Source organism: Lentzea sp. NPDC037011, from assembly GCF_055607425.1.
On sequence record NZ_JBVJRT010000003.1, the window covers coordinates 149,525 to 163,790 of the forward strand.

The 14,266-nt window shown below is 71.0% G+C and carries 17 protein-coding genes; 8 read left to right on the forward strand and 9 right to left on the reverse strand.

Annotation, left to right across the window (positions count from 1 at the left end; all coding sequences use genetic code 11):
• Positions 1 to 52: 52 nt before the first annotated feature.
• Positions 53 to 535 carry a hypothetical protein gene (locus tag ACZ7CH_RS09255; protein ID WP_360393715.1) on the forward strand — a complete coding sequence of 161 codons (483 nt, stop codon included), beginning with the start codon at positions 53 to 55 and terminating at the stop codon, positions 533 to 535.
• A gap of 213 nt (positions 536 to 748) precedes the next feature.
• Entirely contained in the window at positions 749 to 1,156 is a 408-nt protein-coding gene (locus tag ACZ7CH_RS09260) for a protein-tyrosine phosphatase family protein (protein ID WP_360393718.1), read from the forward strand.
• On the opposite strand, the gene ACZ7CH_RS09265 is transcribed toward ACZ7CH_RS09260, so the two are convergent.
• The 3 genes from ACZ7CH_RS09265 to ACZ7CH_RS09275 are packed head-to-tail and all read right to left on the reverse strand — an operon-like array spanning position 1,149 to position 2,791.
• Complete coding sequence (locus ACZ7CH_RS09265; protein ID WP_360393721.1) at positions 1,149 to 1,679, reverse strand: GNAT family N-acetyltransferase; 531 nt, start codon at positions 1,677 to 1,679, stop codon at positions 1,149 to 1,151. The two genes, ACZ7CH_RS09260 and ACZ7CH_RS09265, sit on opposite strands and share 8 nt — an antisense overlap.
• A gap of 10 nt (positions 1,680 to 1,689) precedes the next feature.
• On the reverse strand, positions 1,690 to 2,391 hold the full coding sequence (locus tag ACZ7CH_RS09270; RefSeq protein ID WP_360393724.1) for an MOSC domain-containing protein: 702 nt from the start codon (positions 2,389 to 2,391) through the stop codon (positions 1,690 to 1,692).
• A 10-nt stretch (positions 2,392 to 2,401) separates the two neighbouring features.
• Positions 2,402 to 2,791 (reverse strand): MerR family transcriptional regulator, encoded by a 390-nt coding sequence (locus ACZ7CH_RS09275; RefSeq protein WP_360393727.1) that lies wholly within the window; start codon positions 2,789 to 2,791, stop codon positions 2,402 to 2,404.
• Between the two features lie 61 nt (positions 2,792 to 2,852).
• Here ACZ7CH_RS09275 and ACZ7CH_RS09280 point away from each other — a divergent pair, with 61 nt between their 5' ends.
• Entirely contained in the window at positions 2,853 to 3,887 is a 1,035-nt protein-coding gene (locus tag ACZ7CH_RS09280) for an aldo/keto reductase (RefSeq protein ID WP_458434375.1), read from the forward strand.
• Between the two features lie 120 nt (positions 3,888 to 4,007).
• Here the strand turns inward: ACZ7CH_RS09280 and ACZ7CH_RS09285 are convergent, their stop codons facing one another.
• From ACZ7CH_RS09285 to ACZ7CH_RS09295, 3 genes are read right to left on the reverse strand one after another with little or no spacing between them, the layout of a single operon-like run.
• Positions 4,008 to 5,084, reverse strand: coding sequence for a hypothetical protein (locus ACZ7CH_RS09285; protein WP_470373528.1), 1,077 nt, complete (start codon positions 5,082 to 5,084; stop codon positions 4,008 to 4,010).
• Positions 5,085 to 5,124: 40 nt separating this feature from the next.
• On the reverse strand, positions 5,125 to 6,639 hold the full coding sequence (locus tag ACZ7CH_RS09290; RefSeq protein ID WP_470373529.1) for an alkaline phosphatase D family protein: 1,515 nt from the start codon (positions 6,637 to 6,639) through the stop codon (positions 5,125 to 5,127).
• Positions 6,640 to 6,650: 11 nt separating this feature from the next.
• Positions 6,651 to 7,172 carry an FAD-dependent oxidoreductase gene (locus ACZ7CH_RS09295; RefSeq protein WP_360401203.1) on the reverse strand — a complete coding sequence of 174 codons (522 nt, stop codon included), beginning with the start codon at positions 7,170 to 7,172 and terminating at the stop codon, positions 6,651 to 6,653.
• A gap of 66 nt (positions 7,173 to 7,238) precedes the next feature.
• Here ACZ7CH_RS09295 and ACZ7CH_RS09300 point away from each other — a divergent pair, with 66 nt between their 5' ends.
• Positions 7,239 to 7,706 carry a GbsR/MarR family transcriptional regulator gene (locus ACZ7CH_RS09300; RefSeq protein WP_360401206.1) on the forward strand — a complete coding sequence of 156 codons (468 nt, stop codon included), beginning with the start codon at positions 7,239 to 7,241 and terminating at the stop codon, positions 7,704 to 7,706.
• On the opposite strand, the gene ACZ7CH_RS09305 is transcribed toward ACZ7CH_RS09300, so the two are convergent.
• Positions 7,645 to 8,187 (reverse strand): TetR/AcrR family transcriptional regulator, encoded by a 543-nt coding sequence (locus ACZ7CH_RS09305; protein WP_360401209.1) that lies wholly within the window; start codon positions 8,185 to 8,187, stop codon positions 7,645 to 7,647. The genes ACZ7CH_RS09300 and ACZ7CH_RS09305 overlap by 62 nt on opposite strands.
• 109 nt (positions 8,188 to 8,296) lie before the next feature.
• On the opposite strand from ACZ7CH_RS09305, the gene ACZ7CH_RS09310 reads away from it, so the two are divergent.
• Both ACZ7CH_RS09310 and ACZ7CH_RS09315 read left to right on the forward strand, forming a co-directional pair.
• Positions 8,297 to 9,238 carry an SDR family NAD(P)-dependent oxidoreductase gene (locus ACZ7CH_RS09310; protein ID WP_360401212.1) on the forward strand — a complete coding sequence of 314 codons (942 nt, stop codon included), beginning with the start codon at positions 8,297 to 8,299 and terminating at the stop codon, positions 9,236 to 9,238.
• Positions 9,238 to 9,975 carry an SDR family NAD(P)-dependent oxidoreductase gene (locus ACZ7CH_RS09315; RefSeq protein WP_470373530.1) on the forward strand — a complete coding sequence of 246 codons (738 nt, stop codon included), beginning with the start codon at positions 9,238 to 9,240 and terminating at the stop codon, positions 9,973 to 9,975. The genes ACZ7CH_RS09310 and ACZ7CH_RS09315 overlap by 1 nt, the downstream gene beginning before the upstream one ends.
• Here ACZ7CH_RS09315 and ACZ7CH_RS09320 read toward each other — a convergent pair.
• Positions 9,972 to 10,811 carry a LysR family transcriptional regulator gene (locus tag ACZ7CH_RS09320; RefSeq protein WP_470373531.1) on the reverse strand — a complete coding sequence of 280 codons (840 nt, stop codon included), beginning with the start codon at positions 10,809 to 10,811 and terminating at the stop codon, positions 9,972 to 9,974. The two genes, ACZ7CH_RS09315 and ACZ7CH_RS09320, sit on opposite strands and share 4 nt — an antisense overlap.
• 82 nt (positions 10,812 to 10,893) lie before the next feature.
• On the opposite strand from ACZ7CH_RS09320, the gene ACZ7CH_RS09325 reads away from it, so the two are divergent.
• Positions 10,894 to 11,763: an MBL fold metallo-hydrolase gene (locus ACZ7CH_RS09325; protein WP_470373532.1), complete on the forward strand. Its 870-nt coding sequence runs from the start codon at positions 10,894 to 10,896 to the stop codon at positions 11,761 to 11,763.
• A gap of 102 nt (positions 11,764 to 11,865) precedes the next feature.
• Positions 11,866 to 12,864 carry a chitinase gene (locus ACZ7CH_RS09330; RefSeq protein ID WP_458434376.1) on the forward strand — a complete coding sequence of 333 codons (999 nt, stop codon included), beginning with the start codon at positions 11,866 to 11,868 and terminating at the stop codon, positions 12,862 to 12,864.
• A 48-nt stretch (positions 12,865 to 12,912) separates the two neighbouring features.
• On the opposite strand, the gene ACZ7CH_RS09335 is transcribed toward ACZ7CH_RS09330, so the two are convergent.
• Positions 12,913 to 14,187, reverse strand: coding sequence for an alpha/beta hydrolase (locus ACZ7CH_RS09335; RefSeq protein ID WP_470373533.1), 1,275 nt, complete (start codon positions 14,185 to 14,187; stop codon positions 12,913 to 12,915).
• Positions 14,188 to 14,266: the final 79 nt, after the last annotated feature.

The window sequence follows — 14,266 nt, forward strand, 5'->3', positions numbered from 1 at the left end:
CGGTCTTGCGCGGAAAGGCCCGCTGTGCTGCTCGGACACCTATGCTGCAGGGATGACGACGCAGCTCGCCATCACGGGGCACCGGGGGCTCTCCGCCGAGCTGGAGGCGGAGGTCGACCGGATGATCCGGGCCGCCGTGACCGCGGACGACGACGTGGTCGGGGTGTCCTGCCTGGCCGACGGCGCGGACGCGGTGTTCGCCCAGGCCGTGCTGGACGTGGGCGGCGAACTGGTGGCCGTGCTGCCCGCGGTGGAGTACCGGGCGTCGCTGCCGGAGGAGTTCCGGCCCGTCTACGACCGGTTGCTCGCGGAGGCGGGCCGGGTGGTGCAGCTGCCGTTCGTGACGCCCGACCCGACCGCCTACATGGAGGCGGGCAAGCGGATGGTGGACGAGCTGGGGGAGTCCGCCGCCCTGCTCGCGGTGTGGGACGGGCTGCCGGGGCGCGGCCCTGGCGGCACGGCGGACGTGGTCGCCTACGCGCGGTCGCGGGGCGTGCCGGTCACGGTGCTGTGGCCCGAGGGCGCGAGCCGGTGAGACGCGGTCACCGCGCACACGCCGTCGGCGCAGCTCCTGGCGCGGGGCTGGTGGCGGTGCACACCGGGCGCGCGGACGCTGCTGGTATACACGGCGGTGCTCATGGTGTCGTCCGGCGTCGTGCCGGCCGTCGCCGACCAGCTGACGTTGAGCTCCCGGCGCCGGTGGTGTTGCTGTCCGGTGACGCCGGCCGAGCACCATTGGGGGAAGTTCGTGAAGACGGTTCAGCTACCGGACGGCGCCGAGGTGACCGGTCGCGGCCTGCGCGACGGCAGGCTCGTCGAGCCCGCCCCTGCCTACGGCCTCTACCTCCAGGCGCGCGCGGTCGACCTGCCGTGGGAGCACGACTGGGTCGAGTGGCCTGACTTCCGCCTGCCCCGCGACCCCGCGGCGGCGATCGGGTTCATCCGCGCGCTGCACCGGCGCGCACTGGCCGGTGACAGGGTCGAGGTGGCGTGCAGCGGCGGTGTCGGCCGCACCGGCACCGTGATCTCGTGCCTGGCGGTGCTCTCCGGGGTGCCCGCGGACGAGGCGGTGGCGTGGACCCGTGCCCACTACCACCGCCGTGCCGTGGAGACGCCGTGGCAGAAGCGCTGGGTGCGCCGGTTCCCGGTCAGCTAGCGGGCTCCAGCACACCGAACCACTGCTCGGCGCCGAAGGCGTCGAACCGCTCCACCTCGGTGAACCCCAGCCGCTTCGCGAGCCGCAGCGAGCTCTCGTTGGCCACCCGGGTCGTGAGCACCAGCGGCTCACCGGGCAGCGCGGCGGCGAACCACCCCAGTGCCGCCGCGCACGCCTCGGTGGCGTAGCCGTTGCCCCACGAGGCGGGCAGGAACAGGTAGCCGAGCTGGTGCTCGCCGCCTTCTGGCCGGTAGTGCCCCGGCTGGTCGGGCAGCCGCCGGTCGAACGTGACCATCCCGATCGTCTCGCCGTCCAGCTCGACGGCGAAGAACCCGAACCGGCGGCCCGGCACCTCCGGGGCCGCGGCCTCGACCTCGGCCCGCGGCTTCGAGCCGCCGATGTGGGTGCCGACCTCGGGTGAGGAGAACAGCTCGACGAACGCCGCGCGGTCACGTGCCTCGGACTGGCGCAGCACCAGCCGTTCCGTCTTGATCGGGGAAGGCGGCCACCCTGGTTCGGTCATGATCTCGAAGCTACCCGTCCGAGGGCACCCGGCTCGCCGCGATCTCCGGCGACAGGTCGATCACCGTCCGCCGGTGCACCAGTTCGAGGACCTCCGGCGGCACCGCGTCGCCCGCCTCCAGCAGGCTGGGCAGCAGGGCGGCCTCCGTGGTGATGGCGCGCAGGAACAGCTCGACCGTGACGTCGTGGCCGGGGCGGTGCACGACGGTGATCTCGTCGCCGGGCGCGACCAGGCCGGGTTCGAGGACGCGGAAGTAGGCGCCGGGCCGTGCCTCCTGCGTGAACCGCTTCACCCAGCCGGGCTGGCCGAGGAACGTCGCGAACGTGCGGCACGGCACGCGCGGACCGGTGACCTCCAGCACCGCGGTGCCGACGCGCCAGTGTTCACCGACGCGCGCGTGGGTGTGGTCGATGCCCTGGGTCGTGAGGTTCTCGCCGAACTGGCCGTTGTCCAGCTCGACGCCGAGCTCGGCCTGCCACCAGTCGAGGTCCTCGCGGGCGTAGCCGTACACCGCCTGGTGGGCGCCGCCGTGAACCGTCCAGTCGCCGATCTCGTCACCGGCCACGCCGCTGCCGGCCGAACCCTTGGGGCCGACCGGGCCGACCCGCAGCGGTCCGTCGACCGGGCGCTTGTCGATGCCGGTGGTGCCGGCGCGGGCGTAGTCGACCGGGACGGTCTTCGAGGCGACGTTCAGCGAGAGCACTACTGGCATGGCATCGACATTATTGGCCGACTGCCCTCGATGCGATCGAATTGACGTAGTCCTGGTATTTGCCCACCTTGTAGGTGATGAGGTCCAGGCACTCCTGCAGCCGCGCCATCTGCTCGCGGACCCGGTCCTGGTGCTCCTTGAGGATGTCGAGGCGCTGCAGCTCGTTGCCGTCGCCCTGGCGGACCAGCTCGGTGTAGCGGCGGATCTCCGGGACGGGCATTCCGGACATCCGCAGCATGATGCACATGCGCAGCCAGTCCACGTCCTGCTGCGTGTACACCCGGCGACCGCCCGGTCCTCTGTGGACCTCGTGGGCGAGGATGCCCTCCTTCTCGTAGAACCGGAGCGCGTGCACGCTCAGCCCGGTGTGTTCGGCGACCTCGCCGATGCTCATCCCCATGCCCCGAGCATAGGTTCTTGACCTAGAGGCGGCTCTAGTTCGTACGTTCTCGCTCATGACGATGCGCTATCGCGTACTTGGGGGAACGGGCATCGAGGTCAGCCACCACTGCCTCGGCGCCATGATGTTCGGGAACGTGGCCAACGCCGACCACGGGGAGGGCGTGCGGATCATCCACCGCGCGCTGGACGCGGGGATCAACTTCGTCGACACCGCCGACATGTACTCGGCAGGGGAGTCCGAGGAGATCGTCGGCAAGGCGCTCGCCGGCCGCCGCGACGACGTGGTGCTGGCGACGAAGGTGCACTTCCCGCTGACCGACGGCCGCAACCGCAGCGGCAACTCGCGGCGGTACATCATGCGCGCGGTCGAGGACAGCCTGCGCCGGCTCGGCACCGACTGGATCGACCTGTACCAGGTGCACCGGCCGGACTACTCGACCGACGTCGAGGAAACGCTGTCCGTGCTCACGGACCTGGTGCGGGACGGCAAGATCCGCGCGTTCGGGTGCTCGACGTTCCCGGCGGAGGAGATCGTCGAGGCCCACCACGTGGCGCTGAACCGCGGCTTCCTGCGGTTCCGCACCGAACAGCCGCCCTACTCGCTGCTGGCGCGCGGGGTCGAGCGCTCGGTGCTGCCCACGGCCCAGCGGCTCGGCATGGGCGTGCTGGTGTGGTCGCCGCTGGCCAGCGGGTTCCTGTCGGGCAAGCACCGCAGGGGCGCGGCGGCCGAGGCGTTCCGCGCGACGCTCACGCCGGACAGGTTCGACGAGTCGCTGCCGGGCAACGCCGCGAAGTTCGACGCCGTCGAGCAGTTCGCGAAGCTCGCCGACGAGATGGGCGTGACGCTGCCCGCGCTCGCGATCGCGTTCGTGACGACGCACCCCGCCGTGACCTCGGCGATCACCGGGCCGCGCACGATGGAGCAGCTGGAGTCGCTGCTGGAGGGCGCCGACCTGGTGCTGACCGACGACGTGCTGGACCGCGTCGACGAGATCGTGCCGCCCGGCACCGACACCTACGACGTGCACGGGTTCTGGAAGCCCGCGTCGCTGGTGGACGTCCACCAGCGACGCAGGCCCCTGGACCTCCGCTAGGCAGGTTGCCAGCTGTCATGCCTTCGCCCCCTGGCTCTGCTGGCGTCTGCAAGCACCACCAACTCAACATCCTTGGGAAGCAACGAGGGGGCGGGCAAGGCTTCTGGCCAGGGGCTCAGCTCACCACCCCTGGGTCGTGAGGCCCAGGCCGAGGTAGACCTGGTCGAACCCGTTGCCGTCGTTGTCGTCGGTGTAGACGACGCTGACGCGGCCCCACGGGTCGACGCCCACGGCCGGTTCGTCCTGCCTGCCGGTGGCGGTCGAGACCGTGAGCTGCCGCGGCGGCCGGCCCGTGGTGGTGCCGTCCGGGTTGTAGACCACCGTGTGCACGTCCTGCGCCTCGGCCGTGGTCACCGCGACGCCGCGCTGGTCGTCGACCCCGATCTGCGGGTCGGCGCCGGTGGTCTGCGCGGTCGTCCCGGTGGCCGCACCGGCCGCGGTGAACGACTGGGTCCGCACCCCGGCGCTCTCCCACGCGACCGCGAAGTCGCCGTTGAAGTTGGCCGCCACGGCGGGACGTTTCCCCGTTCCCGTCGTGGTCTGCGCCTGCTTCACGCCACCGGACGGGGTGAGGATCTTGCGGGCCACGGTCGCATCGGCCTCCCACACCACGACCGCGTTCGCGGCCGCACCCATGGCGACCTGCGGCTTGGCGTGCGTGCCACCGGCGTTGTTGACCTGGGCCTCATAGGTCTTGCTGGTCAGGGACGCGAACCCGGCGATCCGGACGGTCGACGGGTCGGTGCCCTGCTCGTCCTCCCACGTCACGGCGAAGTGCGCGGTGTCCGGGTCCGCCGCCACGCTCGGGAAGTGCTGCTGGCCGTCGGCGCTGGCGTTGGCGGTGCCGGAACCGGAGACCGTCCCGGTGGCCGACACCTGGCGGACCGCGATGTTGTAGTAGCCGTTGCCGTCCGGGTCCTCCGACCACACGACGACAGCGCTGCCGTCCTCGTGCAGCGCGACGTCGGGCTGCCAGTGCCGCCAGTCGCCGGTGCCGCCGGTGCTGAGCTTCTTCTCGTAGACCGGCGTGCCCTCCCGGTAGAGCCGGATCCAGACGTCGGAGTGGACCGGGTCCTCGGGGGTGGCGGTGTCGCGGTCGTCCTCCCACACGACGGCCGTGTAGCCGTTGCGGGTGGCGGAGACGGCGGCGTTGTCCTGGTCACCGGTCGAGTCGCTGTTGACCGTGGACCACGTCATGGGGGCGGGGCGAGGAGCAACGAGGCGATCAGCAATGTCTTCACGGCGCCTGCAATCCGGGGTTGTCCGCCTCGACCACGTAGCTCTGCACGGTCTTCACCGGGTAGTCGCGGACGGTGACCTTGTCGACGGCGCGGAAGTCGACCCGCATCTCGGTGCTCGTGGTGCGGGTCTTCACGTAGCCGCGCAGGTTCTTGAAGAACTTCACGTGCGGGTTGAGCGTCGGGTTGAGGCTGTTGTCGGCGGCGTTGCCGTCACCGCCGGAGGTGACGGACGTGGTCACCAGCTCGGTGCCGATGATCCGGTTCTGCGACTGGTAGGACTGCATGAGGTTCGCGGCCCAGCTGCGGTGCACGTCGCCGGTGAGCACGACGGTGCCCTTGTTGCCGTTGGTGTCCCACGCGTTCTGGATGCGCGTGCGGTTGGCGGTGTAGCCGTCCCAGGCGTCCATGCTCTTCGACCCGTCCGCAGCGGCCAGCCGTTGCGCGAAGAACACCTGCTGGCCCAGGAAGTCCCAGGTGCCGAGCTTCTGCCGCAGGCCGTCGACCAGCCACGACTCCTGAGCGGCGCCGGTGAGCGTGCGGGCCGTGGCGTCGGCGTCCGGGCAGACCTTCGTGCCGTCGCCGCACGCCTGGTCGTCGCGGTACTGGCGGGTGTCGAGCAGGTGGAACGTCGCCAGGCTGCCCCAGCGGACCCTGCGGTGCAGCAGCATGTTCTCCGCGCTCGGGGCCTGGGCGGAGCGCAGCGGCATGTGCTCGTAGTAGGCCTTGTACGCCGCCGCACGGCGGGCCTTGAAGTCACCGGCAGGGCTGGAGTCGTTGCGGACCAGGTTGGCGTAGTTGTTCTCGACCTCGTGGTCGTCCCACACGACCAGCCACGGCGCGGTCGCGTGCGCGGCCTGCAGGTCCGGGTCGGTCTTGTACTGCGCGTGCCGCACCCGGTAGTTCGCGAGCGTGCTGATCTCGCCGGCGGGCGCGAACTTGCGGACCTTCGTGGTGGTGGCCGCGCCCTCGTAGATGTAGTCGCCCAGGTGCAGGATCAGGTGCGGGTGCTCCTCGGCCATCCTGCGGTAGGCGGTGAAGTAGCCCTCCTCGTAGTGCGAGCAGGACGCGAAGAGCATGGACAGCTCGGGGGAGGTGCCGGCGGCCGGTGCGGTGACCGCGCGGCCGACGGGGGAGATGTGGCCGTCGGCGCGGAAGCGGTACCAGTACTCCCGGCCCGGTTCCAGGCCGGTCAGCGTGACGTGGACGGAGTGCGCACTCGCCGGCACCGCGGTGACCGTGCCGGTGCGGGCGATGCCCGTGAAGCGCTCGTCGGTGGCGACCTGCCACTCGACGGAGGTGGTGGCGTTCGGCATGCCGCCGAGACCGTCGGCGTTGAGGGGGGTGGGGGCGAGGCGGGTCCAGATCACGAACCCGTCGGCCGCCGGTTCACCGGACGCGACGCCCAGGGTGAAGGGGTAGCCGATCGCGTTGGCCAGCCGGGGGACGAACACACCCGCGCTCGCTCCGGCGAGACTTCCCACGATGAAGGTGCGTCTCCGTAACGTGGTCATGCCTCGCAGGCTTACCCGGCGCGAGTAAAGGACCGCCTAACGGCGGTGGTATGCGGTCTTAATGTGCTCTCCCACCACGAGAACGCGTCGCGGTGGTCGCGGTGCAGGTCGAGTCCGTCCGCCAGCGCCTCCGCCGAGCTCAGCGGCAGCCGTGTGTCCCGCACGGCCCGGTGGAGCAGCGCCACGTGGTCGCGTGACCAGGCGTCGAGGCGCAGGCCCGGTAATCGCTCCGCCTGGCAGCAGGGTTGCGCGCACACGACGATGTCGAACCACTCGTCGTGACCGGGGAACGCGACGGTGACACCGAACCGGTCCGGGCACAGGGCGGTGACCGGGTCGTGGCGGGTCTCGTAGTGCAGCGGGTGCGGCAGCGCGGCGAGCCGGCGGGCGGCGTGGCGGTCCGGCCCGAGCACCGGCATCGGTTCCTGCCGCACGCCGTGGTCCAGGACGACGACGTGCCAGTCGCTGCGGGCCAGCCGGAGAGCGGTCGCGAGCCCGGCGGTCCCGGCTCCGACGACGAGTGCTGTGGCCATGACCTGCCCCTTCCCCCTAGGATTGAGGCTAGCGAACGTTCAGAAATTTCTGAAGGCTGGGGCACTGTGACGGGCGAGACAGACCGCAGGCAGGTGGCCGAGCACCTGGCGCTGACGCTGGTCGGCGCCGGGATGCAGCGGATGGCCGCGCGCGTGCTCGCCGCGTTCCTGTTCACCGACGAGGACTCGCTGACCGCGGGCGACCTGAGCGAGGAGCTCGGCGCGAGCGCGGGGTCGGTGTCCGGCGCGGTCAAGATGGTCATGCAGATGGGGCTGATCGAACGCGTGCCGGTGCAGGGCAGCCGCCGTGAGCACTACCGGATGCGCGACCGGGCGTGGACGACGCTCTACGGCCGCCAGCACGCCCCGATCGACGACATCCTCGACGCCGTCGCACGCGGGGTCGAGTCGGTCGAGCCGGGGCCCGCCCGTGAGCGGCTGGTCTACATGCGGGACTTCTACGAGTTCCTGCTCAGCGAGGTGCCGGCGCTGGTGGAGCGGTTCGAGCAGCGCCGAAGCGAATCCCGTCCATGACGAGGTCGAGCATCCTGCGGGCCTGAGCCGGGTCGTCGTTCTGGGCGACGGCCACGAGCATCGCCATCACGTCCGCGGGCTCGTTGCGGGCACCCAGCGGTTCCAGCAGCTCCCGCAACGCGCCGACCATCTTCGCGCGGCTGTGCTCGAACGGGTTCACACCGCTCGCGATCACCGCCTGCAACGCGTCCTTGAGGTCGCGCTTCGTCGCGATGTAGGCGGTGAAGCGGTCCATCCACGCCCGCAGCGCCTCCTCGGCCGGCAGGCCGGCGAGCGGGGTCAGGTCGCAGAGCTTCTCCAGCTCCGCGCGGTAGACGGCCTCGATCAGCGCCTCGCGGGTGGGGAAGTGCCGGTACAGCGTGCCGATCCCGACGCCCGCCTTCTTGGCGACGGCGCCGAGCGTCACGTCCTTCCCGTGGGTGAACGCGTCGAGCGCCACCTCGAGCAGCAACGCCCGGTTGCGGGCGGCATCAGCACGCACTTCGAACTCTCCCCGTGGGATCACTTGCTAACCGGAGGGGCCTCCGGTTAGTGTGGAACTCGAACCGGAGGAACCTCCGTTTCAGTGTACGACAGGTTGGGGAAAGCAGATGACGGAGCGCATCACCACCCCGTTCGGCTTCGAGACCACCGCTCTCGAGGTCATCGACGGCGTCGACCTGTCCGGCCGCCGCGCCGTGGTCACCGGTGGGGCGTCGGGCATCGGCGTCGAGACCGTGCGGGCACTGGCCGCCGCCGGCGCCGAGGTCACCATCGCGGCCCGCAACGTCGAGGTGGGCGGGCGCGTGGCCGCGTCGCTCGCCGAGTCGACGGGCAACAAGAACGTCCTCGTGGCGCCGCTGGACCTCGCGGACCAGGAGTCGGTCAAGGCGTTCGCGCGGTCCTGGGACGGGCCGCTGCACCTGCTGGTCAACAACGCCGGCGTCATGGCCACGCCGCTGACCCGCACGCCGGAGGGCTGGGAGATCCAGTTCGCCACCAACCACTTCGGCCACTTCACGCTGACGCTCGGGCTGTTCGACGCGCTGCGGGCCGAGGGCGCACGCGTCGTGAACGTCAGCTCGGCCGGTCACCTCTCGAGCCCGGTGGTGTTCGAGGACATCCACTTCGAGCGCCGCGAGTACGACCGCTGGCAGGCCTACGGCCAGTCCAAGACCGCGAACGTCCTGTTCGGTGTCGAGGCCGGGAAGCGCTGGGGCGCCGAGGGGATCACGATGAACGCGCTGATGCCGGGCGCGATCCTGACGAACCTGCAGCGGCACATCACGCCGGAGGAGCTGGAGGAACGGCGCCGGCTGCGCGGCGGCGACCGGCCGGTGCGACTCAAGACGCCGGAGCAGGGCGCGGCCACCACGCTCGTGCTCGCCGTCTCGCCGCTGGTCGACGGGCGGTCGGGGCTCTACTTCGAAGACTGCAACCAGGCCTTGCCCGCCACCGGTTCGGCCGGGCTCGCCGCATACGCACACGACCCGGAGGCCGCCGCACAGCTGTGGAAGGTCTCCGAGGACACGCTCAACGTTGGGGAACAGTGATGAACACCAGGTTCGAGACCACCGCACTGGACGTCGTCGAGGGCGCTGACCTCTCCGGCCGCCGCGCGGTCGTGACCGTCGGGGCGTCGGGGATCGGTGTCGAGACCGTGCGCGCGCTGGCCGTCGCGGGCGCCGAGGTGACCATCGCGGCACGTGACCTCGATGCCGCGCAACGGGTGGCCGTGGAGCTGATGGTGGCCACCGGCAACAAGCGGATCTCAGCCGCACGGCTGGACCTCGCGTCCCAGCAGTCGGTGAAGGCGTTCGCGCGCGACTGGGACGGCCCGCTGCACCTGCTGGTCAACAACGCCGAGGTGCGAGCCACGCCGTTGACCCGCACCGCCGAGGGCTGGGAGCTGCAGTTCGCGACCAACCACCTCGGGCACTTCGCGCTCACGCTCGGGCTGTTCAACTCGTTGCGGGCCGACGGTGCGCGCGTGGTGAACGTCAGCTCGTCCGCGCACCTCAAGAGCGATGTCGTGTTCGACGACCTCCACTTCGAGCACCGCGAGTACGACCGCTGGCAGGCCTACGGCCAGTCCAAGACCGCGAACATCCTGTTCGCGATCGAGGCCGGCAAGCGGTGGGCCGCCGAGGGGATCACGACTACCGCCGTGCTGCCGGGCAGCTACCGCGGCCTGGCCCCGTACGCGCAGGACGAGGAGTCAGCGGCACTGCTGTGGAAGGTCTCCGAGGAGACCCTGGGCGTCTACGACCTGCAGGCCGCCCTGCGCTAGGCGTACGCCGTGACGGCGGTCCGGACCAGCGAGCTGATCAGCGGGTTCGGGTCGCCGTCCTGCCACGCCACGACGACGCGGCTCGGTGCCATGTCGGTGAGCGGCACGACGGCGAGCTCGGCCGGTGGGGTGTGTCCCAACGGGGTCATGCCGACGGTCCCGTTCCACAGCACGGCTTGCAGGCACTCCTGGACCGCGCGCACGACCGGGCCCTCACGGGGCTCGCCGCCGTGCCAGTAGCTCTGCCAGGCCGGGTCGGTGCCCTCGGGGAACCGGAACCAGCGGCGGTCGGCGAGGTCGGCGAGCCGCAGTTCCCCGTGCTGTGCCAGGGGATCGTCCGCGCGCAGCACCACGCCGACCGGGTCGCCGCGCAGCTCGTGGGTGCTCAGCCCGGTCAGGTCGAACGGCGCCCTGGTCAGCGCCACGTCCACGAGCCCGGCCCGCAGGCCGCAGGTCGGGTCGGTGAGGTCGGTCTCGCGGACCAGCACCTCGACGTCCGGGTGCTCGCGCCGGAACGCGGCCGCCAGCCGGGTCGCGCCCTGGTCGGAGCTGTCGGCGAGCATGCCGATCGTGAGGGTGGCCGCGCCCGCGACCCGGTCGCGCAGGCGGTCCGCCCGGTCCAGCAGGTCGCGCGCCCCGTGCAGGAGCAGGCGACCGGCCGGCGTGAGCGCGACGCCCGCGGGGGAGCGGTGCAGCAGCACGGCGCCCAGGTCGTGCTCCAGCTGCTTGATCGCCCGGCTCAGCGGCGGCTGGCTCAGGTGCAGTCTCGCGGCGGCGCGGCCGAAGTGGAGCTCCTCGGCGACGGCGACGAAGTACCGCAGGGTGCGCAGCTCCACGATCAGCGACGATACCGGCCCGGTATCGGGTGTGCGGAGCCGGTCTTGGACAGCGCGCGGTCCCGCGGGTGAGCTGGTGGTCATGGAGCTCATGGACCCGGTCGTCCGGGTGGAAGGCGCGGTCGAGATCGCCCGCGACCTGCTGGTGGTGCCCGGCGAACGCGTGCCGCTCGTGCCGAACATCGGTGTGATCGGCGGTTCCGCGGCGGTGCTCGTCGTGGACACCGGCTTGGGCGTGGAGAACGCCTCCGCCGTGCTGGCGTTCGCCCAGGAGGTGGCGCGCGGCCGCCGGATCTACCTGACCACGACGCACTTCCACCCGGAGCACGCGTTCGGCGCGCAGGTGTTCGCGGGGGAGGCCACGTACCTGGTGAACCGCGCGCAGGCCGCGGATCTGGACCGCAAGGGCGCCGGTTATCTGCAGATGTTCCGCGGGCTGAGCGACGTGGTCGCGCGCCGGCTGGAAGGCGTCGAGGTGCCGGTGCCGGACGTGGTGCACGACTCGTACGACCTGGACCTCGGTGGCCGGGTGGTGCGGCTGCGGGCCACGGGGCGCGGTCACACGCTGGGCGACCAGGTGGTCGAGGTGCCCGACGCCGGCGTCCTGTTCACCGGCGACCTCGCCGAGACCGGGCAGTTCGCGATCTTCCCGTGGTTCCCGCCGTACGACACCGACGTGTCCGGGCTGGGCTGGATCGACGTGCTGGACCGGCTGAGCGCGCTGCGGCCGTCCGTCGTGGTGCCCGGCCACGGCGATGTCGGCGGGCAGGAGGTGCTTGCGGACGTGCGGTCCTACCTGGCTGAACTGCGCGACGAGACGTGGCGGCGCCGTGGTTGCGAGCTGGTCGCGGAGGAGGTGCGGGAGCTGATGATCGCGCGGCACCCCGAGTGGGAGGGCCGCGAGTGGATCGAACCGGGCGTCGCGTGCCTGTGCGCCGAACATCCCGCCTAGAGGTCTGGACCATTTCGTGCTTGAATGACAGCGGGTCGCCGCCTGAACGCGAAAGGTGAGCGAATGTCCGCACGTTCGGTGTTGACAGCCCTGCTTCTGCTCATGACCGCCGTCCTGGTCCCGTCGACCGCTGCCCAGGCGGCCGACACGTGCGCCCTCAAACCCCGGCCGGCCGGAAAAGTGCTGCACGGCTACTGGGAGAACTGGGACGGTGCCTCGAACGGCGTGCACCCGCCGTTCGGCTGGACCCCGATCAACGACAGCCGGATCGCCCAGCACGGCTACAACGTGATCAACGCGGCCTTCCCGGTGATCCGCTCCGACGGCACGGTGCTGTGGGAGGACGGGATGGACGCGACGGTGAAGGTCGCGACGCCGGCCGAGATGTGCGCGGCGAAGGCCGCGGGCGCCACGATCCTGCTCTCGATCGGCGGCGCGACGGCCGGCATCGACCTGAGCTCGTCCGCCGTCGCGGACCGGTTCATCGCGACCGTCGTGCCGATCCTGAAGAAGTACAACTTCGACGGCATCGACATCGACGTCGAGACCGGTCTGGTGGGCAGCGGCAGCATCACCCAGCTGTCGCCGTCGCAGACCAACCTGATCCGGATCATCGACGGGGTGCTCGCGGCGATGCCCGCCGGGTTCGGCCTGACGATGGCGCCGGAGACGGCGTACGTGACCGGCGGCAGCGTCGTCTACGGCTCGATCTGGGGCGCGTACCTGCCGATCATCAAGAAGTACGCCGACAACGGCCGCCTGTGGTGGCTGAACATGCAGTACTACAACGGTTCGATGTACGGCTGCTCCGGTGACAGCTACTCCGCCGGCACCGTGCAGGGGTTCGTGGCGCAGACCCAGTGCCTCAACAAGGGGCTGGTCATCCAGGGCACCACGATCCGGGTGCCCTACGACAAGCAGGTCCCCGGCCTGCCCGCACAGCCCGGTGCCGGTGGCGGGTACATGTCGCCCTCGCTGGTGGGGCAGGCGTGGAACAGCTTCGGTGGCCAGCTCAAGGGCCTGATGACCTGGTCGATCAACTGGGACGGCTCGAAGGGCTGGACGTTCGGCGACAACGTGAAGCGCCTGCAGGGCCGGTAGCGCACCGCTGCTCGGGCCGGAGGCCTGCACCTCCGGCCCGAGCAGCGGTCACGACCGCGGGAGCACGCGCGACCCGTAGGACTTCGGCTGGTACCGCGGGTCGAAGAAGCAGCCGGAGCCGTACGTCTCGTCGTTGCGGGGGCACTTGGCCGCGACGGAGAACGGGTTCGGCCGCAGCCCGGTCCGCTCCCAGCGCTCCAGCGACTGCACCGCCGAGGCGTACTCGGAGTCGCTGAGCGCGCTGTGCTCGGACTCGGTGGTGAACGTCTGCACGAGGTTCCACCACCGCCCGGCCTTGAGCACCTGCTGCCGGTAGGCCGACTCGTGCTCGACGAACGCCGTGGGGTCGCCGATCGCGTGCAGCGAGAGCACCGGGATGTCGATCTTGCCGGTGAGGTCGCTGTCGTAGGCCAGCTCCGCGCGTGCCTGCGGGTCCGGTGAGAACCGCTCGACCCCGGCGTTGAGCGCGGCGTCGTCGTGCGAGCCCTGGTACCGCACGCCCGCGTTGCTCCACGGGTTCCGGCCGCCCAGCCGGTTGTGGACGATGTCGCGGAACGTGAACGTCGCGAAGTTCAGGTGCGAGTTCAAGGTGGACTCGGGGATCTTCGTGACGGCCAGGACGTCATTGAGCTTCTGCTGCTGTTCAGCCGTGCGGTTGCCCGCGGTGCCCAGGCACTCCTCGATCCGGCTCCGCAACCCGGCCGTGGTCATCGTGGAGTCCTTGCGCAGCCCCATCCACAACGGGTACTGCTCCTCGGTGGGGCGCGGGTGGTTGCCGCAGTAGTACTGGTAGACCACCCGCAGGTCGACCCGGTAGTCGTAGCCCTTCGACCCGCCGGCCATGACCCCGCTGGTGAGCAGTGCCGCGTCGTAGCCCTTGTGCAGCTCGATGGTCTTGGCCGCGACGTTGCCGCCCCACGACTGCCCGTGCAGGTACACCTTGCGCGGCTTCAGCGTCGAGCTGACCATCCTGCGCAGGTTGTCCGTGTCCTCGGCGGCCATCCGCGTGCCGTACCCGCCCCGCCGGTAGGACGTGCCGGCCCACGCGTAGCCCTCCTTCACCATCACGGCCCAGCGGCTCAGGTCGTCACGGGTGCGCTCGGGCGTGGGCTCGCCGAGGTCCGGACCGCCGTGCGAGTGCACGACCAGCGTCTTGTTCCAGTGCTTCGGCACGGCAACGGTGTAGTAGGCGCCGTTCGCGTCCCGGCCCTCGTAACAGCGGGTGTCGGCCGGGACGTTCGCCGGGCACGGCGCCGTGGGCGGCAGGTGCACGGGCGTCGTGACGCTCGCGGCGGTGAGAGCGAAAGCCAGCAGGACGTTCATGGCTGGGAATCGTGTGCCCACCGCCGGCTGTGGTCCAGTTCACCCGCACAAACTTGGGACTTCCCTGACGTTGCGGTCC